The 26,098-nt window shown below is 60.9% G+C and carries 21 protein-coding genes; 7 read left to right on the top strand and 14 right to left on the bottom strand.

Annotated features, from left to right (window positions below; genetic code table 11):
• Window positions 1-158: 158 nt before the first annotated feature.
• Window positions 159-1,505: a metalloprotease PmbA gene (pmbA, locus tag AC1RBR_RS04470; RefSeq protein WP_027610838.1), complete on the bottom strand. Its 1,347-nt coding sequence runs from the start codon at window positions 1,503-1,505 to the stop codon at window positions 159-161.
• 108 nt (window positions 1,506-1,613) lie between these two features.
• On the opposite strand from pmbA, the gene yjgA reads away from it, so the two are divergent.
• Window positions 1,614-2,138: a ribosome biogenesis factor YjgA gene (gene yjgA / locus AC1RBR_RS04465; protein WP_492563165.1), complete on the top strand. Its 525-nt coding sequence runs from the start codon at window positions 1,614-1,616 to the stop codon at window positions 2,136-2,138.
• A gap of 51 nt (window positions 2,139-2,189) precedes the next feature.
• On the opposite strand, the gene tldD is transcribed toward yjgA, so the two are convergent.
• The 8 genes from tldD to mreB form a co-directional block, all read right to left on the bottom strand.
• Window positions 2,190-3,632, bottom strand: a complete 1,443-nt coding sequence (tldD, locus tag AC1RBR_RS04460; protein WP_007961588.1) for a metalloprotease TldD — start codon at window positions 3,630-3,632, stop codon at window positions 2,190-2,192.
• A gap of 4 nt (window positions 3,633-3,636) precedes the next feature.
• Complete coding sequence (locus tag AC1RBR_RS04455) at window positions 3,637-4,497, bottom strand: carbon-nitrogen hydrolase family protein (RefSeq protein WP_492563164.1); 861 nt, start codon at window positions 4,495-4,497, stop codon at window positions 3,637-3,639.
• Between the two features lie 136 nt (window positions 4,498-4,633).
• On the bottom strand, window positions 4,634-8,437 hold the full coding sequence (locus AC1RBR_RS04450) for a YhdP family protein (RefSeq protein ID WP_492563163.1): 3,804 nt from the start codon (window positions 8,435-8,437) through the stop codon (window positions 4,634-4,636).
• Between the two features lie 75 nt (window positions 8,438-8,512).
• Window positions 8,513-9,970, bottom strand: coding sequence for a ribonuclease G (rng, locus tag AC1RBR_RS04445; protein ID WP_007961585.1), 1,458 nt, complete (start codon window positions 9,968-9,970; stop codon window positions 8,513-8,515).
• Between the two features lie 58 nt (window positions 9,971-10,028).
• Window positions 10,029-10,625, bottom strand: coding sequence for a Maf family protein (locus tag AC1RBR_RS04440; RefSeq protein ID WP_492563162.1), 597 nt, complete (start codon window positions 10,623-10,625; stop codon window positions 10,029-10,031).
• Between the two features lie 44 nt (window positions 10,626-10,669).
• Complete coding sequence (gene mreD, locus AC1RBR_RS04435) at window positions 10,670-11,161, bottom strand: rod shape-determining protein MreD (protein WP_007961576.1); 492 nt, start codon at window positions 11,159-11,161, stop codon at window positions 10,670-10,672.
• Complete coding sequence (mreC, locus tag AC1RBR_RS04430; RefSeq protein ID WP_492567217.1) at window positions 11,161-12,273, bottom strand: rod shape-determining protein MreC; 1,113 nt, start codon at window positions 12,271-12,273, stop codon at window positions 11,161-11,163. Before mreC ends, mreD begins: the two co-directional genes overlap by 1 nt.
• Before the next feature lie 141 nt (window positions 12,274-12,414).
• Entirely contained in the window at window positions 12,415-13,452 is a 1,038-nt protein-coding gene (gene mreB, locus AC1RBR_RS04425; RefSeq protein WP_002555108.1) for a rod shape-determining protein MreB, read from the bottom strand.
• A gap of 211 nt (window positions 13,453-13,663) precedes the next feature.
• Between mreB and gatC the strand changes: the two genes are divergently transcribed.
• The 6 genes from gatC to AC1RBR_RS04395 all read left to right on the top strand — a co-directional run bounded on the left by gatC (window position 13,664) and on the right by AC1RBR_RS04395 (window position 19,059).
• Complete coding sequence (gene gatC / locus AC1RBR_RS04420) at window positions 13,664-13,951, top strand: Asp-tRNA(Asn)/Glu-tRNA(Gln) amidotransferase subunit GatC (protein ID WP_003221657.1); 288 nt, start codon at window positions 13,664-13,666, stop codon at window positions 13,949-13,951.
• Window positions 13,952-13,967: 16 nt separating this feature from the next.
• The gene (gene gatA / locus AC1RBR_RS04415; RefSeq protein WP_492563161.1) at window positions 13,968-15,419 is read left to right on the top strand and encodes an Asp-tRNA(Asn)/Glu-tRNA(Gln) amidotransferase subunit GatA; all 1,452 of its coding nucleotides are present in this window, start codon (window positions 13,968-13,970) and stop codon (window positions 15,417-15,419) included.
• 146 nt (window positions 15,420-15,565) lie between these two features.
• Entirely contained in the window at window positions 15,566-17,011 is a 1,446-nt protein-coding gene (gene gatB, locus AC1RBR_RS04410) for an Asp-tRNA(Asn)/Glu-tRNA(Gln) amidotransferase subunit GatB (protein ID WP_007961565.1), read from the top strand.
• Between the two features lie 191 nt (window positions 17,012-17,202).
• Complete coding sequence (locus AC1RBR_RS04405; protein WP_115986714.1) at window positions 17,203-17,574, top strand: septal ring lytic transglycosylase RlpA family protein; 372 nt, start codon at window positions 17,203-17,205, stop codon at window positions 17,572-17,574.
• A gap of 46 nt (window positions 17,575-17,620) precedes the next feature.
• Complete coding sequence (locus AC1RBR_RS04400) at window positions 17,621-18,682, top strand: calcium/sodium antiporter (protein ID WP_492563160.1); 1,062 nt, start codon at window positions 17,621-17,623, stop codon at window positions 18,680-18,682.
• Complete coding sequence (locus AC1RBR_RS04395) at window positions 18,679-19,059, top strand: carboxymuconolactone decarboxylase family protein (protein ID WP_016984177.1); 381 nt, start codon at window positions 18,679-18,681, stop codon at window positions 19,057-19,059. Before AC1RBR_RS04400 ends, AC1RBR_RS04395 begins: the two co-directional genes overlap by 4 nt.
• A 136-nt stretch (window positions 19,060-19,195) precedes the next feature.
• Here AC1RBR_RS04395 and AC1RBR_RS04390 read toward each other — a convergent pair whose 3' ends face one another.
• The 5 genes from AC1RBR_RS04390 to kdgD form a co-directional block, all read right to left on the bottom strand.
• Window positions 19,196-20,137 (bottom strand): AEC family transporter, encoded by a 942-nt coding sequence (locus tag AC1RBR_RS04390; RefSeq protein WP_095139480.1) that lies wholly within the window; start codon window positions 20,135-20,137, stop codon window positions 19,196-19,198.
• Window positions 20,138-20,396: 259 nt separating this feature from the next.
• Complete coding sequence (gene garD, locus AC1RBR_RS04385; protein WP_492563157.1) at window positions 20,397-21,950, bottom strand: galactarate dehydratase; 1,554 nt, start codon at window positions 21,948-21,950, stop codon at window positions 20,397-20,399.
• An 11-nt stretch (window positions 21,951-21,961) separates the two neighbouring features.
• Window positions 21,962-23,323, bottom strand: coding sequence for an MFS transporter (locus tag AC1RBR_RS04380; RefSeq protein ID WP_492563155.1), 1,362 nt, complete (start codon window positions 23,321-23,323; stop codon window positions 21,962-21,964).
• A 172-nt stretch (window positions 23,324-23,495) separates the two neighbouring features.
• Window positions 23,496-24,941 carry an aldehyde dehydrogenase family protein gene (locus tag AC1RBR_RS04375; RefSeq protein ID WP_095139477.1) on the bottom strand — a complete coding sequence of 482 codons (1,446 nt, stop codon included), beginning with the start codon at window positions 24,939-24,941 and terminating at the stop codon, window positions 23,496-23,498.
• Between the two features lie 60 nt (window positions 24,942-25,001).
• A complete protein-coding gene (gene kdgD / locus AC1RBR_RS04370; RefSeq protein ID WP_007981458.1) occupies window positions 25,002-25,913 on the bottom strand; it encodes a 5-dehydro-4-deoxyglucarate dehydratase in 912 nt (303 codons plus the stop codon).
• Between the last annotated feature and the right edge of the window lie 185 nt (window positions 25,914-26,098).

Here is a 26,098-nt window from a genome sequence, read left to right as displayed (position 1 = left end):
AAGAGCACCTTCGTAGGAGCTGCCGCAGGCTGCGATCTTTTGATTTTGCTTTCACACACAAGATCAAGAGATCGCAGCCTGCGGCAGCTCCTACAGGGCGGACATGAAAAAGGCGCGCCATCCGGGTGGATGGCGCGCCTTTTGGTGACGATTGGGGCTTAGCTGCCCGCGACAGTCATCCGCTCGATCAACACCGAACCCGTGCGAATATTGCTGCGCAGCTCCAGATCATTACCGACTGCAACGATCTGCTTGAACATGTCGCGCATGTTGCCGGCGATGGTCACTTCCTGCACCGCGAACTGGATTTCGCCGTTCTCGACCCAGAACCCCGCCGCACCACGCGAATAATCGCCAGTGACCATATTCAAGCCATGGCCCATCAACTCGGTAACCAACAAGCCACGGCCCATGCGCTTCAACAGCGCCGCCTGATCTTCATCACCGTGAGTGACGAACAGGTTATGCACGCCACCCGCGTTGGCGGTGCTCGGCATGCCGAGTTTGCGCCCGGAGTACGTGCCAAGGATGTACGACACCAGCTCGCCTTTCTCGACGAACGGTTTGGCGTAGGTGGCCAGACCATCGCCGTCGTAGGACGCACTGCCCATGGCGCGCATCAGATGCGGACGCTCATCGATGGTCAGCCATTCCGGAAACAATTTCTGCCCCAGCGTGCCTTCGAGGAACGATGATTTGCGATACAGACTGCCGCCAGACACCGCCGACAGGAAGCTGCCGAACAAACCTCCCGCTAGTTCAGCGGAAAACAGCACCGGCACTTCGCAGGTTGGCACCGGACGCGCGCCCAGACGACTCGCGGCGCGTTGCGCGGCACGCTGGCCGATGCTCACCGGATCCGCCAGCAGGCTGCCCTGACGATTGACGTCATACCAGTAATCGCGCTGCATCTGGCCGTCGGCTTCGGCGATCATCACGCAACTGAGGCTATGCCGGGTTGACGCGTAACCGCCGATGAAACCGTGGCTGTTGCCATACACGCGGCAGCCCTGATGGGTGCTGAGGGTGGTGCCGTCAGCATTCTTGATCCGTGCGTCGGCATCGAACGCGGCGGCTTCACAAAGCAACGCCTTCTCGATCGCCTGCTCCGGGGTGATGTCCCATTCGTGGAACAGGTCGAAATCCTGCACATCCCTGGCCATCAGCGCGGCATCGGCGAGGCCCGAGGCTTCGTCTTCAGAGGTATGTTTGGCGATTGCCAGTGCAGCGGCAACGGTTTCGCGAATCGCGTCCGGCCCGGTGGCGGAGGTGCTGGCCGAGCCTTTGCGCTGGCCGACATACAAGGTGATGCCAAAGCCCTGGTCGCGATTGAATTCGACCGTCTCGACCTCACGCTGGCGCACCGACGTCGACAAACCCTGCTCCAGCGACACCGCGACTTCGCAGGCACTGGCGCCCTGACGCTTGGCTTCGGCGATGATCTGCTCGACCTGTTCCTGCAGTGCCGGCAATGCTTGCGGGCCGACGCTTTGAACTGCACTCATGCTCATCTCCACTCAAATTCTGCTTTCGGCTGGGGTCATCGAGCGACCGGGCCGGACAAGCGGCCCCCGACTGGTTATCATGGCGGCGTTTCTTTGCGGACTGCCACCATGGTTGATTCTTACGACGACTCCCTCGATACGGGAGAAAAAAGCAAATCTCAGGTCAAACGCGAGCTGCATGCTCTGGTTGACCTTGGCGAGCGCCTTACAACACTCAAGCCCGACTTGCAGGCAAAACTGCCATTGACCGACGCTTTGCGCCGGGCCCTGGCCGATGCGCCGAAGCACACCGCGAACATCGCGCGTAAACGGCACCTGCAGTTCATCGGCAAACTGATGCGCGATCAGGACACTGACGCGATTCTGGTCCTGCTCGATCAACTCGATGCCTCCACCCGTCAGTACAACGAGCGTTTCCACAACCTCGAACGCTGGCGTGACCGCCTGATCGCCGGTGACGATGCCGTGCTGGAGAAATTCGTCGCCGAATACCCGGACGCCGATCGCCAGCAACTGCGTTCCCTGATCCGTCAGGCTCAGCACGAGGTTGCACACAACAAACCTCCTGCTTCCAGCCGCAAGATCTTCAAGTACATCCGTGAGCTGGACGATACCCAACGCGGTCTGCGTTGATACTCGCCATCGGGTGGCCGCCCTGCGCGCCACCCGCAGCTCCACCTCTTTTTATGCGCCCGTGCCACCCACGGTAATCGCATCGATCTTCAGCGTCGGCTGACCGACACCCACCGGCACCGACTGCCCGTCCTTGCCACACGTGCCCACACCGCTGTCCAGCGCCAGATCGTTACCGACCATCGACACCCGGCTCATCGCCTCGGGGCCGTTGCCGATCAACGTCGCGCCCTTGACCGGCGCGGTGATCTTGCCGTCCTCGATCAGGTACGCCTCACTGGTGGAGAACACGAACTTGCCGCTGGTGATGTCGACCTGACCGCCGCCAAGGTTGGCGCAGTAGATGCCCTTCTTCACCGACGCGATGATTTCCGCCGGATCGCTCTCGCCGCCGAGCATGTAGGTGTTGGTCATGCGCGGCATCGGCAGATGCGCGTAAGACTCGCGACGACCGTTGCCGGTACGAGCCACACCCATCAGGCGCGCGTTGAGCTTGTCCTGCATGTAGCCCTTGAGCACGCCGTTCTCGATCAGCGTGGTGCATTCGGTCGGGGTGCCTTCGTCGTCGACGCTTAGCGAGCCGCGACGACCGCTCAACGTGCCGTCATCGACAATGGTGCAGAGCTTGGAGGCAACCATTTCGCCCATGCGCCCGCTGTAGGCCGAACTGCCCTTGCGGTTGAAATCGCCTTCCAGACCATGACCGACCGCTTCGTGCAGGAGCACGCCGGACCAGCCCGAACCGAGGACGACAGGCAAGGTGCCGGCCGGTGCCGGAATCGCTTCCAAATTGACCAGTGCCTGACGCAGCGCTTCACGGGCGTAGCCCATGGCGCGGTCTTCGGCGAGGAAGTAACGATAGTCGGTTCGCCCGCCGCCGCCATGTCCGCCGCGTTCGCGACGGCCATTCTGCTCGACGATCACGCTGACGTTGAAACGCACCAGCGGACGCACGTCAGCGGCCAGGCCACCGTCGGTGGACGCCACCAGAATCCGTTCCCAGACCCCGGCCATGCTCACGCTGACCTGCTGAATCCGTGGATCGAGGGCGCGGGTAGCGACGTCGATGCGCTTGAGCAGCTCGACTTTCTCGGCGCGGCTCAGCACTTCCAGCGGGTTGTCCGGCGCATACAACTGCGCGACATCCTGAGTGCTGAACGCCTGCACCGTGCCGTTCTGCCCGGCGCGGGAGATCGAACGCGCAGCACGCGCCGCCGCACCAAGGGCTTCAAGGGTGATCGCGTTGCTGTAGGCAAAACCGGTTTTCTCGCCGGACTGCGCACGCACGCCAACACCCTGGTCGAGGTTGAAGCTGCCTTCCTTGACGATACCGTCTTCCAGCGACCACGACTCGGAGATCTGGCCCTGGAAATACAGATCGGCAGCATCGATGCCCGGGCCGGCCAGATCGCCGAGCACACCTTGCAGGCTCTCGATGGTCACGCCGCCGGGCGCCAACAGGTGATCACTGACTGAGGACAACAACTCGCTCATAGGTTTACGCCTTAAATTCATGTTCTGAAGCAGGCCGCTGGGCGCCCTGCGAGAAAAACCGCCGATGATTCGTCACCGGCATTCGCGCCCTGATAGACGCTTGTTCATCACTGTCGCGTGCGGCCAGCAACACCGCTTCGCCTTGATCCTGATGCGCCAGCACCCGGCCCCACGGATCGATAATCGCCGCATGACCGAAGGTCTCACGCGGTCCCGGGTGGGTCCCGCCCTGTGCTGCCGCCAATACGTAACACTGGGTCTCGATGGCCCGGGCGCGAATCAGCACGTCCCAATGCGCCGTACCGGTCACTGCGGTGAAGGCCGATGGGGCGGTAATCAACTCGGCCCCGGCAGCGCGCAATTCGCTGTACAGCTCCGGAAAGCGCAAGTCGTAGCACACGGTCAGGCCAACTCGGCCAACCGGCGTGTCCGCGACCACCACGCCACTGCCATAAGCATAGTCATCGGATTCACGGTACCGCCCGCGATTGTCCGCCACATCGACGTCGAACAGGTGCAACTTGTCATACCGTGCCACGGTTTCACCCTGATCGTTGACCAGCAGCGAACAGGCATGCGACTTGGCGTCCGGTTGCCCGAGCGGTGGCAACGGCAACGTGCCGGCCACTATCCATAACTTGAGGTCGCGGGCGGTCTGTTTCAACCATGGCAGGATCGGCCCTTCGCCGAGCGCTTCGGCGCGGCCGATATCGGCGATGTCGCGACGGCCCATGGCCGCGAAGTTTTCCGGCAGCACTGCCAGCTTCGCGCCGCTGGCCGCAGCCTGTTCGAGCAGGCGTCGAGCCTGAGCCAGATTGGCCAGCACATCGCTCTGGCTGACCATTTGAATCACCGCTAAAGACATGGCCGCTTCCTGACAGGGAGTCCACTTATCACTGTAGGAGCTGCCGCAGGCTGCGATCTTTTGATTTTGCTTTTAAAAACCAGATCAAAAGATCGCAGCCTGCGGCAGCTCCTACACGGGGGAAGCCTCATGCTACTCAAAAAGGCTTGTCGAAGGTGATTTTCGGCTCTTTCCACGGGCCTTTGACGGTGTACTTGACGCTGGCGAAGCGTGCCACGCGGTCGCCGATCAGCTTGTCGATCAGGAACAACGCCCCGCCGACCGCCGGCGCGCCGACGATCAACGCGGCAATCGGCAGGTTGTTGGTCACCGGCAAGGTCACCAGCAATTTGGCGTCGACCTGATCGCCGACCAGATCCAGCGTACCGTCCAGCTCAAGATTGCTCGAAGGACCGGTCAGACGAATCGGCTCGCGGGTGACATACACGCCGTTATTGGCCACCAACAGGCCCTTGACCCGGTCATAGCTCAAGCCCTTGCCGAACAAATCGGAGAAGTCCAGACGCAGGCGACGGCCGATGGAGTTGAAGTTGAGCAGGCCAAACACCCGCAACGCCTGCGCGCCGCCCTCCACTTCAACGAACTGACCTTTATTGAGCGAGGCGTCCAGCGTGCCGGAGAAGCGCTTGGTCGCCAGCCATGCCGGCGAACCGGGCCAGCGGCCATCGACGTCCATGTGGAACTCTTCACTGGTCACGCTCGGCGCAAAGCCCCAGCCCTTGAGCACGTCGGCGAGGTTCTTGCCGCTGATCCGGCCCTTGAACCAGCTGCTGGTCGAACCCGGCGCCCCTTCCCAGCCGCCATTGCCCTGCAACAGGATGCCCTTGAGGCCCATGTCGAGGTTATTCAGGACGAGGCCTTTGGCTGTCGGGCGGACCTTCAGCGACCAGCCGCCAACCAGATCCTGGCCCAGAAACAACTGATTGATGGTGATATCCAGCGCGGGAATCTTCGTCGGGTCGACCGAAACCAGCGGATCAGGCGAATTCTCGTCCGCCTGCACCGTCGGATCCGGCGCCGGCAAGCGCACGTATTGCAGATTGACCGCGATCGGCGCGCCCTTGACATCGGGCAGGCTGGCCGAACCCTTGGCCTGCTGACTATCGAGTGCCAGATTCCACGCCCACGGCTTGCGATAGACCTGGACCGCAGCCTGATCCAGCGTGGAGCCGAATGCGGTGAGCTTGCCCACCTTGAAGTCGGCACTGTTGAGCAGTTGTTTGGCACTGCCGCCCGGATCGTTGCCAGCGTATTTGCCGAGCAGATCCTGCCACGGCGCGACGTCCAGCTCCGACAGCACACCGCGAATGCGCAAGCCCTTGGCATTCGGCAGTACGGCGTCGCCGGTTCCTAAAAACAGCTCACCGCGACCATCGGCGATATTGCTCGGCGGCGCGGCGAAGATGAAGCTCGCCAGTTGATCGTAGTTGACCCAGTAACGCCGCTCCGGTCCCTGCAACGTCATACGGAACACCGTGTCACGACCCTGCTCGGCCGACATGCCGAACGGCGCCGGCAGATCCACCGCGACGCCTTTCATGCTGGAACTGACGATGAGCTGACTGTCGGTGCCGTCGAGGTTGACCTGCAACTGATACGGAAGGGTCCCGGACACCGGCAATGGCTGAGTCACGCCCAGCCAGTCCGTGAGTTTCTTGACTTCGACCTGCCCGGAAGCCGCGACCCGAGTCTTGATTTTATTGGCGCTGCCATCGGCAAAAATCTGTGCGGTCACGGGCTTGTCGAAAGCCCTCGCGGCGATGTTCTGCCCGCTCAAACCCTTGGCGCTGTCGAAGCGGAAATCGCCCTTGAGCTGACTCAGTTCCAGCTTCGGCTCAGCCAGTTTCAAGCGCGCATTGGCGGTCTTGAAGTCAACGAGGATCTTCGGCAGATCGCCCTTTTCCAGCGGAATGTCGAGTTTGACCTTGCCCTGCAGATCGCCCTCGCCTTCCCAGCCGGCAAAGGTTTCGCCAGTGCCAATCGGCGCAGTCTGCAGAATCTTCAGCCCGTCGCCCAACCCGCCGGCAAACCCGCCGTCGAGGAACATGTGGGTAGGTTGCCCGGCTGGCACATGGGGAATATTGACGAAAACATTGCTGACCTGGGTGTCGAGCAACTGGCCCTTCTCGGCCACGATGCGCACGCCGCTGTCTTCGATGAACACGTCGCCGCTGACCTTGCTCACGTGCGGCCAACCCGGCTGGAACGCCAGCTCGGCGTCATGCACCTTGAAGAACAGGCTGATGCTGCGATCCACGTCCTTGGCGTTTTTGCTCAGCGAACCCTGGTACTGGAAGAAACCCTGATCCACGGCGCCCTTGAGGATCGCCGTGCGCAGCCACTCGTCGAGGGCCGGGCTCAAGACTTCGGGCAGGTATTTGGCGGTGTAGCGACCGTCGCCATCGACCAGCCCGACGCGCAGGTCCATGTAGTCTTCCTGGCTATGATCGAAGTGCAGGCGGATCAGGAAGTCGCCGGCAATCTTGCCCTCTTCGCCCAATACTTTCAGGTAAGGCGCGATCAGGGTGAAACCTTCTTTGTCGAGCTTCCACGTCAGTCGGGCATTGGCCTGAATGTATTGCCATGGCTTGGCGAAGATCGGGTCGAGGTGCAGGACGAAATCCTTGCTGTCCAGGCGCAACTCGCCGCCGTCGAGGTTGCCGCTGAGGCTGCCACTGACGTTTCGCGCCGCCGGGGCACCGTGATAGGCATCGAAACCGACATTGTCGAGGTTGGCAGCGAAGCCGAACTTCGAGCCGTCGGTGGCGTTGGGACGAAAATCCAGCAGCACGTTGCGCAGTCCACCCGTCACCTTCAGGTGGTCGACGACCGTTGCAACGTTTTCGGGCAATGGCCCCAGCGCGTTGAGCAGCGGCGTGATCGGTGTCAGGTCAAGGCGGTCGGCCTGCAAGTGCCACAGCTCATCGGTTTTATCGGTGGCCAGCGTCTGCTTGAGCTGCACACGGGATTCCCAGCGGTTCTCGCCGAAGTTCATCGCCAGCGAATCGAGAGTAACGATCGCGCCCTCGTCATCCCGTTGGTAATAGCCGTTGAGCGCCAGATTGCTGATTTTGATCGGCTTGCGCTCGGCATATGCGCCGGTCACCTGCGGTGCGTTCAAACGGATAGCAGCGCTTTGCAGAGCGCCGTCGTTCCAGTTCACCCACAGCTCGCCGCCCGCCTTGATCTTGGAAAAATTCCACTGTTGGGTCACACGCTCCGGCAGCCACTTCGACCAGTCGCTTTGCGGCAGGCTGACATAACCGTCAACCGAACTGTTGCGCAATTGAGAGGGGCGAATCCGTGTACGCAGGCTCATCGCTACCGGTTGCCCATCGGGCAAGGTCAGACGAGCATCAAGACGCTGACGGCTGCTGCCGGTTTTCAGATTGAGGCCAACATAAGTAAAGGTCATCGGCGCCTGATCCAGCGGCTGCACGGTCACCTGACTGTCGAGCACCGACAGTTGCTGAACCATCTGCGAGCGCTTGAACAATTGTTCGGGATCAAGCGGCTGGTCGTTCTGCACCGGCAGGCCTTCCAGCGCCCAGGTGCCATCCTGCGCTTCCTTGACGCTGATCTTCAGGCCGTTCAGTTCCAGGTGGGCGATGCGGACTTCGCGCGCCAGCAGACTGGCCCAGAGATCAGGTACCACGCGCACCCGATCCAGGCGCAAGGCATTGGCGCCGTCACCGACCATCACATCGTGGGCCAGCAGAATCGGCGCGAAGCCGCTCCAGTTGCCTTCCAGTTCGCCGATCTGCAACGGCATGCCGAGTGCGGCGGTGGCCTTGTCTTCGATATCGGTGCGGTATTCCGCCACCAGCGGCGTCAGTTCCCGACCGAGGCTGACGTACAACGCCATCAACACCAGAACCAACGCGCACAGGCCCAGCCCCCAGCGGGTCAGTGTGGCCAAAATGCGTGTCAGACGCTCCATGTCAGTTGGCTCCCATGGCAAAAAAACTACTAAAAGCTGAGGCCAGCCGTTGTGGATTAAATGTGCTGCAGGGGTTCAGAGCAGCACCACGTCATATTGTTCCTGGGAATACATGGTTTCGACCTGAAAGCGGATGGTGCGGCCGATGAACCCTTCAAGTTCGGCGACATTACCCGACTCTTCGTCGAGCAGCCGATCCACTACTTTCTGGTTCGCCAGTACCCGATACCCCTCGGCCTGATAGGCGCGGGCTTCACGCAGAATCTCGCGGAAAATCTCGTAACAGATGGTTTCCGGGGTCTTCAGCTTGCCCCGGCCCTGGCAACTGCTGCACGGCTCGCACAGCACTTGCTCAAGGCTCTCGCGGGTGCGCTTGCGGGTCATCTGCACCAGGCCCAACTCGGTGATGCCGATGATGTTGGTCTTGGCGTGATCACGTTCGAGCTGTTTTTCCAGGGTACGCAGAACCTGGCGCTGGTGCTCTTCATCTTCCATGTCGATGAAGTCGATGATGATGATCCCGCCCAGATTGCGCAGGCGCATCTGCCGGGCAATCGCGGTGGCGGCTTCGAGGTTGGTTTTGAAGATGGTTTCTTCAAGGTTGCGATGGCCTACAAACGCGCCGGTGTTGACGTCGATGGTGGTCATGGCTTCCGCCGGGTCGACCACCAGATAACCGCCGGACTTGAGCGGCACTTTGCGCTCGAGGGCTTTCTGGATTTCGTCTTCGACGCCATACAGGTCGAAAATCGGCCGTTCGCCCGGATAGTGTTCCAGACGATCGGCGATTTCCGGCATCAGTTCGGCGACGAACTGCGTGGTTTTCTGGAACGTTTCCCGGGAATCGATGCGGATTTTCTCGATCTTCGGACTGACCAGATCGCGCAAGGTGCGCAAGGCCAGGCCGAGGTCTTCATAAATCACACTCGGTGCGCCGATGGTCTGGATCTGCGCATTGATCTGATCCCACAGGCGCCGCAGGTAGCGGATGTCCATGAGGATCTCATCGGCCCCGGCACCTTCGGCGGCGGTACGCAGAATGAAGCCACCGGCCTCTTTGATTCCTTCCTTGGCCACACAATCGCTGACCACCTGTTTGAGACGCTCGCGCTCGGCTTCGTCTTCGATTTTCAGGGAAATGCCGACGTGGGCGGTGCGCGGCATGTACACCAGATAGCGCGACGGAATCGACAGCTGCGTGGTCAGGCGCGCGCCCTTGGAACCGATCGGATCCTTGGTCACCTGTACCACCAGGCTCTGCCCTTCGTGCACCAGCGCGCTGATGCTTTCTACCGCCGGGCCTTCGCGCAGGGAAATTTCCGAGGCATGAATGAACGCGGCGCGATCCAGACCGATGTCGACGAATGCCGCCTGCATGCCCGGCAGCACCCGGACAATCTTGCCCTTATAGATGTTGCCGACGATCCCGCGTTTCTGCGTGCGCTCAACGTGGACTTCTTGCAACACACCGTTTTCGACCACCGCCACGCGCGATTCCATCGGCGTGATGTTGATCAGAATCTCTTCACTCATGGCAGGGTCTCGTTCAGGCATGTTCACGATAATGGCCGCATCTTGATTCGTACGACGCTCATTGCGCGTTCAGGTTTTGCCAACAGGGTATGCCGAAATGGCCCAACAGTTCTGCGGTTTCGCAAACCGGCAGCCCGACCACCGCCGAATAGCTGCCATTGAGGCCGGCGACAAACACCGCGCCGAGGCCCTGAATGCCATAACCGCCGGCCTTGTCCCGGGGTTCGCCGCTGGCCCAGTAGGCCGCAGCCTCTTCGCGGCTGATCGGGCGGAAGCGCACCAGACTGCGCACCACGCGCGACTCGCAACGCTGGCCTTCGAGCACGGCGATGGCGGTCAGCACTTCATGCTCCTTGCCGGACAACATCATCAGCATGGCGCATGCATCGGCTTCGTCCACCGGTTTGCCAAGAATTTTGCCGTCGAGCACCACGGCGGTGTCCGCGCCCAGAACGCAAAACGCCGCGTCGGACACAAGCGTGCGTCGACCGGCCTCGGCCTTGCCACGCGCCAGGCGTTCGACATAGGCCGATGGCGATTCTTCGGGAAGCGGGGTTTCATCGATGTCCGCACTGATGGCGGAGAACGGCACGCCGATCTGCGTGAGCAATTCACGCCGACGCGGCGAACCAGAGGCGAGGTAAAGCGGCTTCATCAAGACATCTCCCTTGTCGAGGTGCGGGCACATGCCTGACCGAATCAGTTGATTTTGTAGCGCCGGCGCAATCCACGCAAAGCGAAGCTGACCCAAGGCCAGAGCAAGGCACTGACCAGTGCCGGCAGTACCAGCGCCAGGGTTGGCTGACGGTTGCCGGTCAAGGCGCTGAGCCACAATTGAACCAGTTGAGCGAGGCCGAAGATCACCAGGATCACCAGGCATTGCTGCCACATCGGGAACATCCGCAGACGCTGCTGCAACGACAGCACGAGGAAGGTGATCAGCGTCAGGATCAAGGCATTCTGGCCAAGCAGATCGCCCTGCAGCACGTCTTCGGCCAGCCCCAGGCAGAACGCGGTGACCATGCCGACTGTATGCGGCATGTACAACGCCCAAAAGGTCAGCAGCAACGCCAGCCAGAGTGGACGCAGGATTTCCATGAACATCGGCAGCGGTGAAACGCTGAGCAGGATGCCGACGACAAACGTCAGCCAGACAATCCAGCCGTTACGCGAAGCGGTGGCGCCGACCATTATTCTTGTCTCCCGGTGTTGGCTGGCGCAGTGGCGGGCGGTTTCGCCGCCGGACGCGCAGCAGGCTGGGATGCCGGCGGTTTGCTTGCCGCCGCGGGCTTGGCCGCAGGTTTGGCCGGCGTGGTGCTGGCCGCAGCAGCTGGCGCTGGAGCGGTCGGCGCAGCTGGCGTTGCCGCCGCTGCCGGTGTGTTGACGACTTTCGGCACCGTGGCCGGAAGCATCGGGCCGCCGCCCTGCGCATCAAGATTTTCTTGGGCCTGCGCCGCATCGTTGGCGCGTTCTTCGGCAGTGCGGTTGTCGCTGAATACCAGCAGCAGATAACGGCTGCGGTTCAACGCAGCGGTCGGCACCGCACGGACAATCGCGAACGGCTGGCCGGAATCGTGGATGACTTCCTTGACCGTCGCCACCGGATAACCGGCCGGGAAACGCTGACCGAGGCCGGAGCTGACCAGCAGATCGCCTTCCTTGATGTCAGCGGTATCGGCAACGTGCCGCAGTTCCAGACGTTCCGGGTTGCCGGTGCCGCTGGCAATCGCCCGCAGACCGTTACGGTTCACCTGCACAGGAATGCTGTGAGTGGTGTCGGTCAGCAGCAGTACACGGGAGGTGTATGGCATCAACTCGACCACCTGGCCCATCAGGCCGCGTGCATCGAGCACCGGCTGACCGAGCACCACGCCATCGCGCTCACCTTTATTGATGATGATGCGATGGGTGAAGGGATTGGGGTCCATGCCGATCAACTCGGCCACTTCGACCTTTTCGTTGACCAGTGCGGAGGAATTGAGCAACTCGCGCAGCCGCACGTTCTGCTCGGTGAGGGCGGCAAGCTTCTGCATGCGGCCCTGCAACAGCAGGTTCTCGGTCTTGAGTTTTTCGTTTTCGGCGACAAGCTCGGTGCGGCTGCCGAACTGACTGGCGATGCCTTCCCACAGCCGTCCGGGCAGGTCGGTGATCCAGTAGGCGTCCATCAACACCAGCGACGCTTGTTTGCGCGCGGGTTTGAGCAGGTCGAAGCGGGCATCGACCACCATCAGCGCGACCGACAGCACGGCCAGCACCAACAGGCGCACACCCAACGAAGGGCCTTTGGCGAAAAGCGGTTTAATAAGCCGCTCCTCCCAGGCAAATGTTCTGTTTATTCATACGGCATCAAACCGGCCTGGATGAAGACTGACAGAAGATAAACGCCAACAGGCAGCACTGCAAAGTGCTGCCTGTGCGCTCACCCACGTATTGCAAACCGGCGATTACTCGCTGGAGAGCAGGTCCATGGTGTGCTTGTCCATCATTTCCAATGCACGGCCACCGCCGCGAGCAACGCAGGTCAGCGGGTCTTCGGCAACGATCACCGGCAGACCGGTTTCCTGGGCCAGCAACTTGTCGAGATCACGCAGCAGCGCGCCACCACCGGTCAGCACCAGGCCACGCTCGGCGATGTCGGAAGCCAGTTCCGGCGGCGATTGCTCCAGTGCGCTCTTCACGGCCTGAACGATGGTAGCCAGGGACTCTTGCAGAGCTTCCAGCACTTCGTTGGAGTTCAGGGTGAATGCACGTGGAACGCCTTCGGCCAGGTTGCGACCGCGAACGTCGACTTCGCGAACTTCGCCGCCCGGGTAGGCCGTACCGATTTCCTGCTTGATGCGTTCGGCAGTCGATTCACCGATCAGGCTGCCGTAGTTGCGGCGCACATAGGTGATGATCGCTTCGTCGAAACGGTCGCCGCCAACGCGGACGGATTCGGCATAGACCACACCGTTCAGGGAGATCAGCGCGATTTCAGTGGTACCACCACCGATATCGACGACCATCGAACCGCGTGCTTCTTCAACCGGCAGGCCGGCACCGATCGCAGCCGCCATCGGCTCTTCGATCAGGAACACTTCACGGGCACCGGCACCAAGGGCCGATTCACGGATGGCACGACGCTCAACCTGGGTGGATTTGCATGGAACGCAGATCAGCACACGAGGGCTGGGCTGCAGAAAGCTGTTTTCGTGAACCTTGTTGATAAAGTATTGCAGCATCTTTTCGCAGACGCTGAAGTCAGCGATCACGCCGTCCTTCATCGGACGAATGGCAGCAATGTTGCCCGGCGTACGGCCGAGCATGCGCTTGGCTTCGGTGCCGACAGCGACGACACTTTTCTGGTTACCGTGTGTCCGAATGGCCACAACCGATGGCTCATTCAGGACGATACCGCGCTCGCGCACGTAAATAAGGGTGTTGGCAGTGCCCAGGTCAATGGAAAGATCGCTGGAAAACATGCCACGCAGTTTCTTGAACATGGGAAAGGGACCCTAGGCAACGCGTGGGTAAAAAAGTGCGGCAAACTCTAACAACGACAGGGATTTTGGGCAAGGCGCCAATATGTTAAATTGGCCGCTTTTCTGTGCACCAAGCCCCACAATCGCGGCCTTATGACCGTAGAAGTGCGGTAGTGTTCCGACAATCTAACACACGGACGCCGTCCGTTCTGTTTTCCACTGGAGAATCCCGATGGCGCTAGAACGCTCCGACGTGGAAAAAATCGCACATCTGGCCTGCCTTGGCCTGAATGATGCCGATCTTCCGCACATTACTTCCGCCCTCAACAGCATTCTCGGGCTGGTCGACGAAATGCAGGCCGTCGATACCGACGGTATCGAGCCTTTGGCCCACCCGCTGGAAGCCAGTCAGCGCCTGCGCGCCGACGTCGTGACCGAGACCAATCACCGCGAGGCCTATCAGTCCATCGCACCAGCGGTCGAAAACGGCCTGTATCTGGTTCCGAAAGTCATCGACTAAAGGGAAAGAGCCTGCAATGCATCAAATGACTCTGGCCGAGATCGCCCGCGGTCTCGCCGATAAAAAGTTTTCCTCCGAAGAGCTGACCAAAGTCCTGCTGGCGCGTATTACCCAGCTCGATCCGCAGCTCAACAGTTTCATCAGCCTCACCGAAGAGCTGGCACTCGAGCAGGCGAAAGCCGCCGACGCGCGCCGGGCCAACGGTGAGAGCGGCGCCCTGCTCGGTGCGCCGATCGCCCACAAGGACCTGTTCTGCACCCAGGGCATCCGCACCAGCTGCGGCTCGAAGATGCTCGACAACTTCAAGGCGCCGTACGACTCCACCGTGGTTGCGAAACTGGCCGCAGCCGGCGCCGTGACCCTGGGCAAGACCAACATGGACGAATTCGCCATGGGTTCGGCCAACGAGTCGAGCTGGTACGGCGCAGTGAAAAACCCGTGGAACCTGGAACACGTGCCCGGCGGTTCGTCCGGTGGTTCGGCGGCGGCAGTCGCCGCTCGTCTGTTGCCGGCGGCCACCGCCACCGACACCGGTGGTTCGATCCGTCAGCCCGCTGCATTCACCAACCTCACTGGCCTGAAGCCGACCTACGGTCGTGTTTCGCGCTGGGGCATGATCGCTTACGCCTCCAGCCTCGATCAGGGCGGCCCGTTGGCGCGCACGGCCGAAGACTGCGCAATTTTGTTGCAAGGTATGGCCGGGTTCGATCAGAACGACTCCACCAGCATCGATGAGCCGGTTCCGGATTACTCCGCCAGCCTCAACACTTCGCTGCAAGGCCTGCGCATCGGCGTGCCGAAGGAATACTTCAGTGCCGGTCTCGACCCGCGCATCGCCGAACTGATCCAGAACAGCATCCAGGAGCTGCAGAAGCTCGGTGCGGTGATCAAGGAAATCAGCCTGCCGAACATGCAGCACGCGATTCCTGCGTACTACGTGATCGCCCCGGCCGAAGCTTCCTCGAACCTGTCGCGTTTCGACGGCGTGCGCTTCGGCCATCGCTGCGAGAACCCGGAAAACCTGATCGACCTGTACAAGCGCTCCCGTGGCGAAGGCTTCGGGCCTGAAGTGCAGCGCCGAATCATGGTCGGTGCCTACGCGCTGTCCGCCGGTTACTACGACGCCTACTACCTGAAAGCGCAGAAGATCCGTCGTCTGGTGAAAAACGACTTCATGGCGGCCTTTAATGAGGTCGACATCATTCTCGGCCCGACCACGCCGAACCCGGCCTGGAAGCTCGGCGCCAAGAACAGCGACCCGGTCGCTGCCTATCTGGAAGACGTCTACACCATCACCGCCAACCTCGCGGGCCTGCCGGGCCTGTCGATGCCGGCCGGTTTTGTCGACGGTCTGCCGGTAGGCGTGCAGTTGCTCGCGCCGTATTTCCAGGAAGGCCGTTTGCTCAACGTTGCCCACCAGTATCAGTTACACACTGACTGGCACACCCGCACCCCGCAGGGGTTTTGAAACTGCTGCGCTCGGTAATGCTGCGTTGAAAACTGGCTCGTAATGCTCATTGACTAAAGTCAACTCCGCTTACTCGCCAGTTTTCGCCTTGCCTTACCTTCGCTCGCAACGTTTCAAAATCCCCAGCAAAAGGCTAGGAGACACACATGCAATGGGAAGTCGTGATCGGGCTGGAGATTCACACTCAGCTCACTACCCGGTCGAAAATCTTTTCCGGTAGTTCCACCCAGTTCGGCTCCGAGCCGAACACCCAGGCCAGCCTGATCGACCTGGGCATGCCCGGCGTGTTGCCGGTGCTGAACCAGGAAGCGGTGCGCATGGCGGTGATGTTCGGTCTGGCGATTGACGCCGAGATCGGTCAGCACAACGTGTTCGCCCGTAAAAACTACTTCTACCCGGATCTGCCCAAGGGCTACCAGATCAGCCAGATGGAGTTGCCGATTGTCGGCAAGGGCCACCTGGACATCGCGCTGGAAGACGGCACGGTCAAACGTGTCGGCATCACCCGCGCGCACCTGGAAGAAGACGCCGGCAAGAGCCTGCACGAAGAATTCAACGGTGCCACCGGTATCGACCTGAACCGTGCCGGCACGCCGCTGCTGGAAATCGTTTCCGAACCGGACATGCGCAGCGCCAAGGAAGCCGTGGCTTACGTCAAGGCGATCCACGCGCTGGTGCGTTACCTGGGCATCTGCGACGGCAACATGGCCGAAGGTTCGCTGCGTTGCGACTGCAACGTCTCGGTTCGCCCGAAAGGCCAGGTCGAGTTCGGCACCCGCTGCGAGATCAAGAACGTCAACTCGTTCCGCTTCATCGAGAAGGCGATCAACTCCGAGATCCAGCGGCAGATCGAGCTGATCGAAGACGGCGGCAAAGTGATCCAGCAGACCCGTCTGTACGATCCGAACAAGGACGAGACCCGTCCGATGCGTTCCAAAGAGGAAGCCAACGACTACCGTTACTTCCCCGATCCGGACCTGCTGCCGGTGGTCATCGAAGAGTCGTTCCTCGGCGAGGTGCGCGCCACCCTGCCGGAACTGCCACCGCAAAAACGCGAGCGCTTCCAGAGCCAGTTCGGTCTGTCGGCCTACGACGCCAACGTGCTGGCCACCAGCCGTGAGCAAGCGGACTACTTCGAGAAGGTCGCAGCCATCGGCGGCGACGCCAAACTGGCGGCGAACTGGGTGATGGTCGAGTTGGGCAGCCTGCTCAACAAGCAAGGCCTGGACATCGACGAGTCGCCGGTTTCCGCTGAACTGTTGGGCGGCATGCTGCAGCGCATCAAGGACAACACCATCTCCGGCAAGATCGCCAAAGTGGTGTTCGAAGCGATGGCCAACGGCGAAGGCACGGCGGACGAGATCATCGACAAGCGCGGTCTGAAGCAAGTGACCGACAGCGGCGCGATCTCCGCGGTATTGGACGAAATGCTCGCGGCCAACGCCGAGCAGGTCGAGCAATACCGTGCGGCAGACGAAGCCAAACGCGGCAAGATGTTCGGCTTCTTCGTCGGTCAGGCCATGAAGGCTTCGAAAGGCAAGGCCAACCCGCAGCAAGTGAACGAACTGCTGAAAAGCAAGCTCGAAGGCTGACCACAATGGAGCCAGCATTTGTTACTGGCTCTGATCCCCTGTGGCGAGGGAGCTTGCTCCCGCTGGTTTGCGCAGCAGACCCAAGTTGGCAACCGCACTCTTTCAGAAAGAATGCGGTTGCTGGTTTTGCGACCGCTTCGCGGCCGAGCGGGAGCAAGCTCCCTCGCCACAATTATTCTGGAAGCTTTCGAATGAAACGCCTGCTCGGCGCCTGCGCCCTGCTCTCTCTGCTCGCCGGTTGCGCCAGCACCGATACCATCGACCCGCACGGTTACGACCAGACCGGCGTCGCCTCTTATTACGGTGCCAAGCACCACGGTAAACGCACAGCCAGCGGCGAAGCGTTCAATCAGAATTCCCTGACCGCCGCCCATCGCCAGCTACCTTTTGGCACCCGGGTGAAGGTTACCAACCTGAAAAACGATGAGTCCGTCGTGGTCCGTATCAATGACCGCGGCCCGCACACACGCGGGCGCCTGATCGACGTGTCTCGCGAGGCCGCCGAACAGCTCGGCATGTTGCGCAGCGGCACCGCACGGGTTCGCGTGCAGGCCCTCGACTGATGGAGCGCTGACCATTTTCGGATTAGCCGATTTACCCCTGATCAGCGTGATCGAACTGCTCGCGGGTCTGTGCCTGCTGATCTTCGGTGCCGAACTGATGGTACGTGCGGCGGTGCGCCTGGCGGCGCGTCTGCATGTACGGCCGCTGATCATCGGCCTGACCATCGTCGCCCTCGGCAGCAGTGCGCCACAAATGGCCGTCAGCCTGCAAGCCGCATTGGCGCACAACCCCGACATCGCAGTCGGCAGCGTGGTCGGCAGCAGCATCTTCAATATCCTCGTGACCCTCGGCCTGTCGGCACTGATCATTCCGCTGCGGGTCTCGCGGCAACTGGTGCGCCTGGATATTCCATTGATGATCGGCGCCAGCCTGCTGGTATTCGTATTGGCGTGGAACGAAGAAATCGGGCGTTTCGACGGCATCCTGTTGTTGGCCGCATTAGCGCTGTATCTCGGCTTATTGTTGCGCCAGTCACGGCACTCGACGCGGCCGCATACAGAGCGAGTTGAAACACCCCAAACGTCGTGGATCGGCAGTTCTCTGATGATCGTCGTCGGTTTAGCGATGCTGGTATTTGCCGGGCACCTTTTGCTCGGAGCTGCCGTGGTGGTAGCAACTGATCTTGGATTTTCCGAGCGCGTCATTGGCCTGACCGTCGTCGCTGTCGGCACCTCTCTGCCGGAACTGGCCACTTCGCTGATCGCCGCACTGCGCGGACAACGGGATATTGCCGTCGGCAACGTGATCGGCGCCAACCTGTTCAATCTACTCGGGGTACTCGGCCTGACCGCATTGATCGCACCGACGCCACTGTCGGTGTCGCCGAACGCACTGAATTTCGACCTGCCGGTGATGCTCGGCGTCGCCGCGCTGTGCCTGCCGGTGTTCTATTCCGGCTACCGCGTGACCCGTGCCGAAGGTTTGCTGTTGCTCGGTTTGTATTTGGCGTACGGGCTGCACGTAGTGTCGTTTACCACCGGCATGCCACTGGCCAGCAAGCTTGAAAAGTTGATGCTGTTCTACGTGCTGCCGACGCTGTTGACGTTTCTGTTGTTCACGTCGATCCGCGCCTGGCGCCGCCAACACCACAAGAGGGATATGCCATGACCGAATCGAAGAAGTCGGGGGTTGAAGTCCGCCGCCAGGTAATGGGCGATGCGTTTGTTGATCGCGCCTTGGGCAACGCCACCGAGTTCACTCAACCCTTGCAGGATTTCGTCAATGAACATGCCTGGGGTGGCGTGTGGAATCGTGAGGGTCTGCCGCTGAAAACCCGCAGCCTGATCACGCTTGCTGCGCTGACCGCGTTGAAGTGCCCGCAAGAGCTGAAGGGCCATGTGCGTGGTGCGCTGAACAATGGCTGCACGGTGGATGAGATTCGCGAGGCGCTGCTGCATTGCGCAGTGTATGCCGGTGTGCCGGCGGCGATTGATGCGTTTCGTGCGGCGCAGGAAGTGATCGATACCTATCAGAAACCTGAGTGACTGGACTGACGCCTTCGCAAGCAAGCCCGCTCCCACAGGGTTCTTTGGTGTTGTTGAAATCTGATTAACAACACAAAAACCTGTGGGAGCGGGCGCGCTCGCGAAGAGGCCCTTACAGCCACTGAAGATCTGTCAGTCAGATCCACCCACCCCACTGCAACAGAAAGATCCCGATATTGGTGGTCACCGCCGCCATCAACGTGGTCAGCACAATGATCGCTGCCGCCAGCTCATGATTGCCCTGCGCTGCCCGGGCCATGACGAAACTGGCCGCCGCCGTCGGGCTACCGAAGTACAGAAACAGAATCCCCAGCTCCGCCCCGCGAAAACCCCACAGCCATGCGCCGAGCGTCGCCAGCACCGGCAGGCCGATCATCTTCACCAGACTCGAACTCAGCGCCATGCTGCCGCTCTTGCGCAGCGCCGCCAGTGACAGCGTGCCGCCAATGCAGATCAGCGCCAGCGGCAAGGTGGTTTGCGCCAGATACTGGCCGGAGGTTTCCAGCCAGCCCGGCAGGCTGATCTGGAAATACGCGAACGGCGCCGCCGCAATCACGCTGATGATCAGCGGGTTGCTGAACACGCTTTTGCAGATGCTCCACGGATCGGACTTGATCACCGGGCTGTACACCGCCAGCACGATGGTCGACAGGGTGTTGTAGAACAGGATCACCAGCGCCGCGAGAATCGCCCCGAGGGAAATCCCGTAGTCACCGTACATGCTCGCCGCCAGCGCCAGACCAATCACCCCGTTGTTGCCGCGAAACGCGCCTTGGGTGTAGATGCCGCGATCTTCGCGCGGGCACTTGATGATCGCCCAGCCCCAGGCCAGGGCAAAACTCACCAGCGTGGCGAGCGCAAAGTAGATCAGCAGCGCCGGTTGCAGCGCGGCGTGCAGATCCGCATGCAGAATCCCGAGAAACAGCAGCGCCGGCATGCTGACGTTGAACACCAGCGAGGAAGCGGTGTGGATGAAGTTGTCGTTGATCCAGTCGATGCGTTTGAGCAACACCCCGAGAAACAGCATGGCGAACACCGGTGCAGTGATGTTCAGGGTTTCGAGGAAGATTGCCAGCATGCCGGGGGAGCCTTTGGGTGAGCGTCGTCAGGGCTTAATGATAAGCCAAAAGCTTGAAAAGCCCCTCACCCTAACCCTCTCCCGGAGGGAGAGGGGACTGACTGAGGTGTGGTGCGTCATACATCGACCCGAGAGACCGAGTCGATTATGGATTCGGTAGATTCCTTTCAGGTCGGTGTATTACTAGAATATTCCCGGATCGGCCCCCTCTCCCTCCGGGAGAGGGTTGGGGTGAGGGTAGCTTTTGCCTCACAAACCATCAGGTAATCGGCGCCGGATTGAACAACGTAATGTCGTTATGCAGCTTGTGCTTCTCCGCCCAGGTCTGTTGCTTGCCGCTCGCCACATCCAGGTAGTAGTGGAACAACTCCCAGCCCAATTCCTCGATCGACGCGCGACCGGTTGCGATGCGTCCGGCGTCGATATCGATCAGGTCCGGCCAGCGCTGCGCCAATTCCGTACGCGTCGAAACCTTGACCACCGGCGCCATCGCCAAACCATACGGCGTACCCCGCCCGGTGGTGAACACATGCAGGTTCATCCCCGCAGCCAACTGCAAGGTGCCGCAGACAAAATCACTGGCAGGCGTCGCGCAGAAAATCAAACCCTTCTGCTTGAAACGCTCGCCCGGGCCGAGCACGCCATTGATCGCGCTGCTGCCGGATTTGACGATCGAGCCCAGCGACTTCTCGACAATGTTCGACAACCCGCCCTTCTTGTTGCCCGGCGTGGTGTTGGCACTGCGATCCGCTTCACCTTTGGCCAGATAACGGTCGTACCAATCCATCTCGCGCACCAGTTCCTGCGCCACGGTCTTGGTTTCGGCACGGGAAGTCAGCAGATAAATCGCATCGCGCACTTCGGTGACTTCGGAAAACATCACCGTCGCCCCGGCGCGCAGCAGCAAGTCCGAGGCATAACCCAGCGCCGGGTTGGCGGTGATTCCGGAGAACGCGTCGCTGCCGCCGCACTGCATGCCGAGGATCAGTTCGGAGGCCGGCACGGTTTCGCGGCGGCGCTGGTTGAGCTTCTTCAACCGGACTTCAGCCAGCGCCATGATCTGCTCGATCATCTCGGTGAAACCGTGACTGGAATCCTGCAGGCGATACAGCCATGGCTCGCTCAAGTCGACCGAGGCATCGTCCTCATGCATCACCTGCCCGGCCTGCAATTTCTCGCAGCCCAGACTGATCACCAGCGCTTCGCCACCCAGGTTCGGGTTGCGCGCCAGATTGCGCACGGTGCGGATCGGGATGTAGGCGTCGGTGGCGGTGATCGCCACGCCGCAGCCGTAGCTGTGGGTCAGCGCCACCACATCATCGACGTGCGGATACTTCGGCAGCAACTCGTCCTTGATGCGTTTCACCGCGTGATCGAGCACACCAGTCACGCACTGCACCGTGGTGGTGATCCCGAGGATATTGCGCGTGCCGACGGTGCCGTCGGCGTTGCGATAACCCTCGAACGTGAAGCCTTCCAGCGGGGCCTGCGCGGTCGGCACTTCGGTGGACAGCGGCAGGCTGTCCAGCGGCGGCGCGGTGGGCATGCGCAGTTGATCTTCCTTGACCCAGCTGCCGCGTGGAATCGGCTGCAACGCGTAGCCGATGGTCTGGCCGTAGCGAATCACCTGGCCGCCCTCGGGAATATCCTCGAGGGTGACCTTGTGACTCTGCGGCACAAAATCCACGGTCACCAGACCGTCGGGGAACTCGGTGCCGGCCGGTACGCCCTGGTCGTTGACCACAATCACTACGTTGTCCCGCTCGTGCAGGCGGATGTAGCGCGGCGAGTCGGAATGTTCAATCAACTGCATGACGCCGCTCCTCAGGAATGCGCTTGAGACAATTTGCCGGTGATTTCAGAACCACCGTTGGTTGGCGGCTCTTTGAGCACCACACGTTTGATCGGGCCGACGATCACCAGGTAGCTGAACACCGCAACCAGTGCGTTGGCACCGACGAACACCAGCGCCCACTTGAACGAACCGGTGGAGCTGATGATGTAGCCAATCACGATCGGCGTGGTAATCGAGGCGATGTTGCCAAAGGTGTTGAACAGGCCACCGCTCAGACCGGCGATCTGTTTTGGCGAAGTGTCGGACACCACTGCCCAGCCCAACGCGCCCACGCCTTTGCCGAAGAATGCCAGGGCCATGAAGCCGACCACCATCCATTCAACATCGACATAGTTGCAAGCGACGATGCTGCTGGATACCAGCAGACCGGCGATGATCGGTGCCTTGCGGGCAAAGGTCAGCGAATGCCCTTTGCGCAGCAGGTAATCGGAAATCACCCCGCCAAGCACACCACCGATGAAACCGCAGATCGCCGGCAACGAGGCTATGAAACCGGCCTTGAGGATGGTCATACCGCGTTCCTGCACCAGGTACACCGGGAACCAGGTCAGGAAAAAATAGGTGATGCCGTTGATGCAGTACTGGCCCAGATACACGCCGAGCATCATGCGGTTGGTCAGCAACTGACGGATGTAATCCCACTTCGGACCGTCGGATTTTTTGCCCTTCTGATCCATGTCGACCATACCGCCGTTGTCGGCGATGTGCTTGAACTCGGCGTCGTTGATGCGAGGGTGTTCGCGCGGGCTATAGATGACTTTCAGCCAGACCAGCGAAAACACGATGCCGAGCATACCCATGACGATGAACACGTGCTCCCAACCGAAGGAATACACGATCCAGCCCATCAACGGCGCGAACAACACGGTGGCGAAGTATTGCGCCGAATTGAAGATTGCCGAAGCCGTACCGCGTTCAGCGGTCGGGAACCAGGCGGCAACAATGCGCGCGTTGCCGGGGAAGGATGGCGCTTCGGCCAGCCCCACCAGAAAACGCAGCATGAACAGCGCAACGATCGCCGTGGACATGCCGAATTCACCGACAAAGCCTTGCAGCACGGTGAACAGCGACCAGGTGAAAATGCTCAGGGCGTAGACTTTTTTCGAGCCGAAGCGATCAAGCAGCCAGCCCCCGGGAATCTGCCCGGCAACATAGGCCCAACCGAAAGCGGAGAAAATATAACCGAGGGTGACCGCGTCGATGCCGAGGTCTTTTTGCAGGCTGGAACCGGCGATCGCGATGGTCGCGCGGTCGGCGTAGTTGATCGTGGTCACCAGAAACAGCATGAGCAGGATCAAATAGCGGACGTGAGTCGGCTTGGACGATTGCATGTAGATGTACTCCCACTGATTATTTTTATGCGCGGGTGAATCTTCTTTGGTCTTGCATTTATTCCCTGTAGGAGCTGCCGAAGGCTCGGGCCGCGATCGGACGATCTTTTGATCTTCAAAAGCAAAGATCGCAGCCCGAGCCTTCGGCAGCTCCTACAGGGGTATTGCTGTATCAGGAGCCGATGTAGCTGGTCTTCACGACCGTGTAGAACTCTTGTGCATAGCGCCCTTGCTCACGTGAGCCATAGGATGAACCCTTACGGCCACCGAACGGAACGTGGTAATCGACACCGGCGGTCGGCAGGTTGACCATCACCATCCCGGCTTGCGAATGACGCTTGAAGTGGTTGGCGTACTTCAGCGACGTGGTGGCAATACCGGCGGACAAGCCGAACTCGGTGTCGTTGGCCATCGCCAGCGCCGCCTCGTAATCGGCCACGCGAACGACGTTGGCCACCGGGCCGAAGATCTCTTCACGGCTGATGCGCATCGACGCTTCGCTGTCGGCAAACAGCGTTGGCGCGAGGAAGTAACCTTCGGTGTCGCAAGTCACCAGACCACCGCCGCTGACCAGACGCGCACCTTCGCTCTGGCCGATGTCGATGTACTTCATGTCCTGTTCAAGCTGCGCTTGGGAAACCACCGGACCGATGTCAGTGCCGGACTTCAGCGCGTGGCCGACCTTGATCGACTGCATGCGCTCGGCCATGGCCTCGACGAACTTGTCGTGAATCCCGGCGGTGACGATCAAGCGGCTCGACGCCGTGCAACGCTGGCCAGTGGAGTAGAACGCGCTCTGCACCGACAGCTCGACTGCTTGCTTGAGGTCGGCGTCGTCGAGAATGATCTGCGGGTTCTTGCCGCCCATTTCCAGTTGCACCTTGGCCTGGCGCGATACGCAATTAACGGCGATCTGCCGACCCACGCCCACCGAACCGGTGAAGCTGATGCCATCGACTTTCGGGCTGTTGACCAGCGCTTCGCCAACCACCCGGCCGCTGCCCATCACCAGATTGAACACGCCGGCCGGGAAGCCTGCGCGGGAGATGATTTCCGCCAGCGCCCAGGCACAGCCCGGCACCAGATCCGCCGGTTTCAGCACCACGCAGTTGCCGTAGGCCAACGCCGGGGCGATCTTCCACGCCGGAATCGCAATCGGGAAGTTCCACGGAGTGATCAGACCGACCACGCCGAGGGCTTCGCGAGTCACTTCGACGTTGACGCCCGGGCGCACCGACGGCACATAGTCGCCGGACAGACGCAGGCATTCACCGGCGAAAAACTTGAAGATGTTGCCGGCGCGGGTCACTTCGCCGATGGCTTCGGGCAGCGTCTTGCCCTCTTCCCGGGCCAGCAGGGTGCCGAGCTCTTCGCGACGGGCGAGGATTTCCGTGCCGACCTTATCCAGCGCATCGTGACGGGCCTGAATGCCGGACGTCGACCACGCCGGGAACGCGGCTCGGGCCGCATCGATAGCGGCGTTAACCTGAGTCAGGTCAGCCTTGGCGTAGTCGCCGATGGTGTCGCTCAACTCGGACGGGTTGATGTTGGCCGAGTAATCGGCACCGGCAACCCATTCACCGTTGATGTAGTTGTCGTAACGCTTGGAAGCAGCCACAGAAAATTCTCCTCTCTACGCAAAAGCCGCTGATTGCTCAGCGGCCTCTTGGGTCGGTGTTTATTGCGCGCCTTGCTTGTCGATCAGCGCGGCGAGCATTTCGTACTCTTCGCCGGTCAGGTCGGTCAGCGGCGCCCGCACCGGACCTGCGTCATAGCCGGCGATCTTGGCGCCTGCCTTGACGATGCTCACGGCATAACCGGCCTTGCGGTTGCGGATGTCGAGGTACGGCAGGAAGAAGTCGTCGATGATCTTGCCGACGGTGGCGTGATCTTCGCGAGCAATGGCGTGGTAGAAATCCATCGCGGTTTTCGGGATGAAGTTGAACACCGCCGACGAGTAGACCGGCACGCCCAAAGCCTTATAGGCAGCGGCGTAGACTTCGGCGGTCGGCAGACCACCCAGATAGCTGAAGCGATCACCGAGGCGGCGACGGATCGACACCATCAGCTCGATATCGCCCAGACCGTCCTTGTAGCCAATCAGGTTCGGGCAGCGCTCGGCCAGACGTTCCAGCAGTGGCGCGGTCAGGCGGCAGACGTTGCGGTTGTAGACCACCACACCGATGTTCACCGATTTGCACACCGCTTCAACGTGGGCGGCGACGCCGTCCTGGCTGGCTTCGGTCAGGTAGTGCGGCAGCAGCAACAGGCCTTTGGCGCCCAGACGCTCGGCTTCCTGTGCGTACTCGATGGCCTGACGGGTCGAGCCGCCGACACCGGCCAGAATCGGCACGCTGGTGGCACAGGTATCGACCGCCGTCTTGATGATTTCCGAGTATTCGCTGGCTGCCAGGGAGAAGAACTCACCGGTGCCGCCGGCGGCGAACAGTGCCGACGCGCCGTACGGGGCCAGCCATTCCAGACGTTTGATGTAGCCAGCGCGGTTGAAATCGCCCTGTGCATTGAAATCGGTGACCGGGAACGACAGCAGACCGGCGGAGAGGATGGACTTCAGTTCTTGTGGATTCATTTTTCGAACACCCTGGGTAGCAACATTTTTTTGTGAGTTTTATGGTTCAGCCAGCGCTGAAGTTGTAGGTCATCGTACAACTTAAAAGATAACCGTCAACTGCATTTCATCGTCGCCTCACACTTTTTGTCGGACAAGATTCGTTCTTGACGTAGGAAAATCTGGGCTAGGCTCGTTTTGACTGT

It is taken from the genome of Pseudomonas sp. GW823-FHT01D03 (assembly GCF_058798255.1).
The sequence above is the reverse complement of the archived record's forward strand: the minus strand, read 5'-3'. Positions and strand labels throughout refer to the sequence as shown.

Excerpts from the sequence above, each read along its gene's own strand:
- pmbA (WP_027610838.1), bottom strand. The coding sequence starts at position 1,505 with ATGAGTGCAGTTCAAAGCGTCGGCCCGCAAGCATTGCCGGCACTGCAG.
- yjgA (WP_492563165.1), top strand. The coding sequence starts at position 1,614 with ATGGTTGATTCTTACGACGACTCCCTCGATACGGGAGAAAAAAGCAAA.
- tldD (WP_007961588.1), bottom strand. The coding sequence starts at position 3,632 with ATGAGCGAGTTGTTGTCCTCAGTCAGTGATCACCTGTTGGCGCCCGGC.
- AC1RBR_RS04455 (WP_492563164.1), bottom strand. The coding sequence starts at position 4,497 with ATGTCTTTAGCGGTGATTCAAATGGTCAGCCAGAGCGATGTGCTGGCC.
- AC1RBR_RS04450 (WP_492563163.1), bottom strand. The coding sequence starts at position 8,437 with ATGGAGCGTCTGACACGCATTTTGGCCACACTGACCCGCTGGGGGCTG.
- rng (WP_007961585.1), bottom strand. The coding sequence starts at position 9,970 with ATGAGTGAAGAGATTCTGATCAACATCACGCCGATGGAATCGCGCGTG.
- AC1RBR_RS04440 (WP_492563162.1), bottom strand. The coding sequence starts at position 10,625 with ATGAAGCCGCTTTACCTCGCCTCTGGTTCGCCGCGTCGGCGTGAATTG.
- mreD (WP_007961576.1), bottom strand. The coding sequence starts at position 11,161 with ATGGTCGGCGCCACCGCTTCGCGTAACGGCTGGATTGTCTGGCTGACG.
- mreB (WP_002555108.1), bottom strand. The coding sequence starts at position 13,452 with ATGTTCAAGAAACTGCGTGGCATGTTTTCCAGCGATCTTTCCATTGAC.
- gatC (WP_003221657.1), top strand. The coding sequence starts at position 13,664 with ATGGCGCTAGAACGCTCCGACGTGGAAAAAATCGCACATCTGGCCTGC.
- gatA (WP_492563161.1), top strand. The coding sequence starts at position 13,968 with ATGCATCAAATGACTCTGGCCGAGATCGCCCGCGGTCTCGCCGATAAA.
- gatB (WP_007961565.1), top strand. The coding sequence starts at position 15,566 with ATGCAATGGGAAGTCGTGATCGGGCTGGAGATTCACACTCAGCTCACT.
- AC1RBR_RS04405 (WP_115986714.1), top strand. The coding sequence starts at position 17,203 with ATGAAACGCCTGCTCGGCGCCTGCGCCCTGCTCTCTCTGCTCGCCGGT.
- AC1RBR_RS04395 (WP_016984177.1), top strand. The coding sequence starts at position 18,679 with ATGACCGAATCGAAGAAGTCGGGGGTTGAAGTCCGCCGCCAGGTAATG.
- AC1RBR_RS04390 (WP_095139480.1), bottom strand. The coding sequence starts at position 20,137 with ATGCTGGCAATCTTCCTCGAAACCCTGAACATCACTGCACCGGTGTTC.
- garD (WP_492563157.1), bottom strand. The coding sequence starts at position 21,950 with ATGCAGTTGATTGAACATTCCGACTCGCCGCGCTACATCCGCCTGCAC.
- AC1RBR_RS04380 (WP_492563155.1), bottom strand. The coding sequence starts at position 23,323 with ATGCAATCGTCCAAGCCGACTCACGTCCGCTATTTGATCCTGCTCATG.
- kdgD (WP_007981458.1), bottom strand. The coding sequence starts at position 25,913 with ATGAATCCACAAGAACTGAAGTCCATCCTCTCCGCCGGTCTGCTGTCG.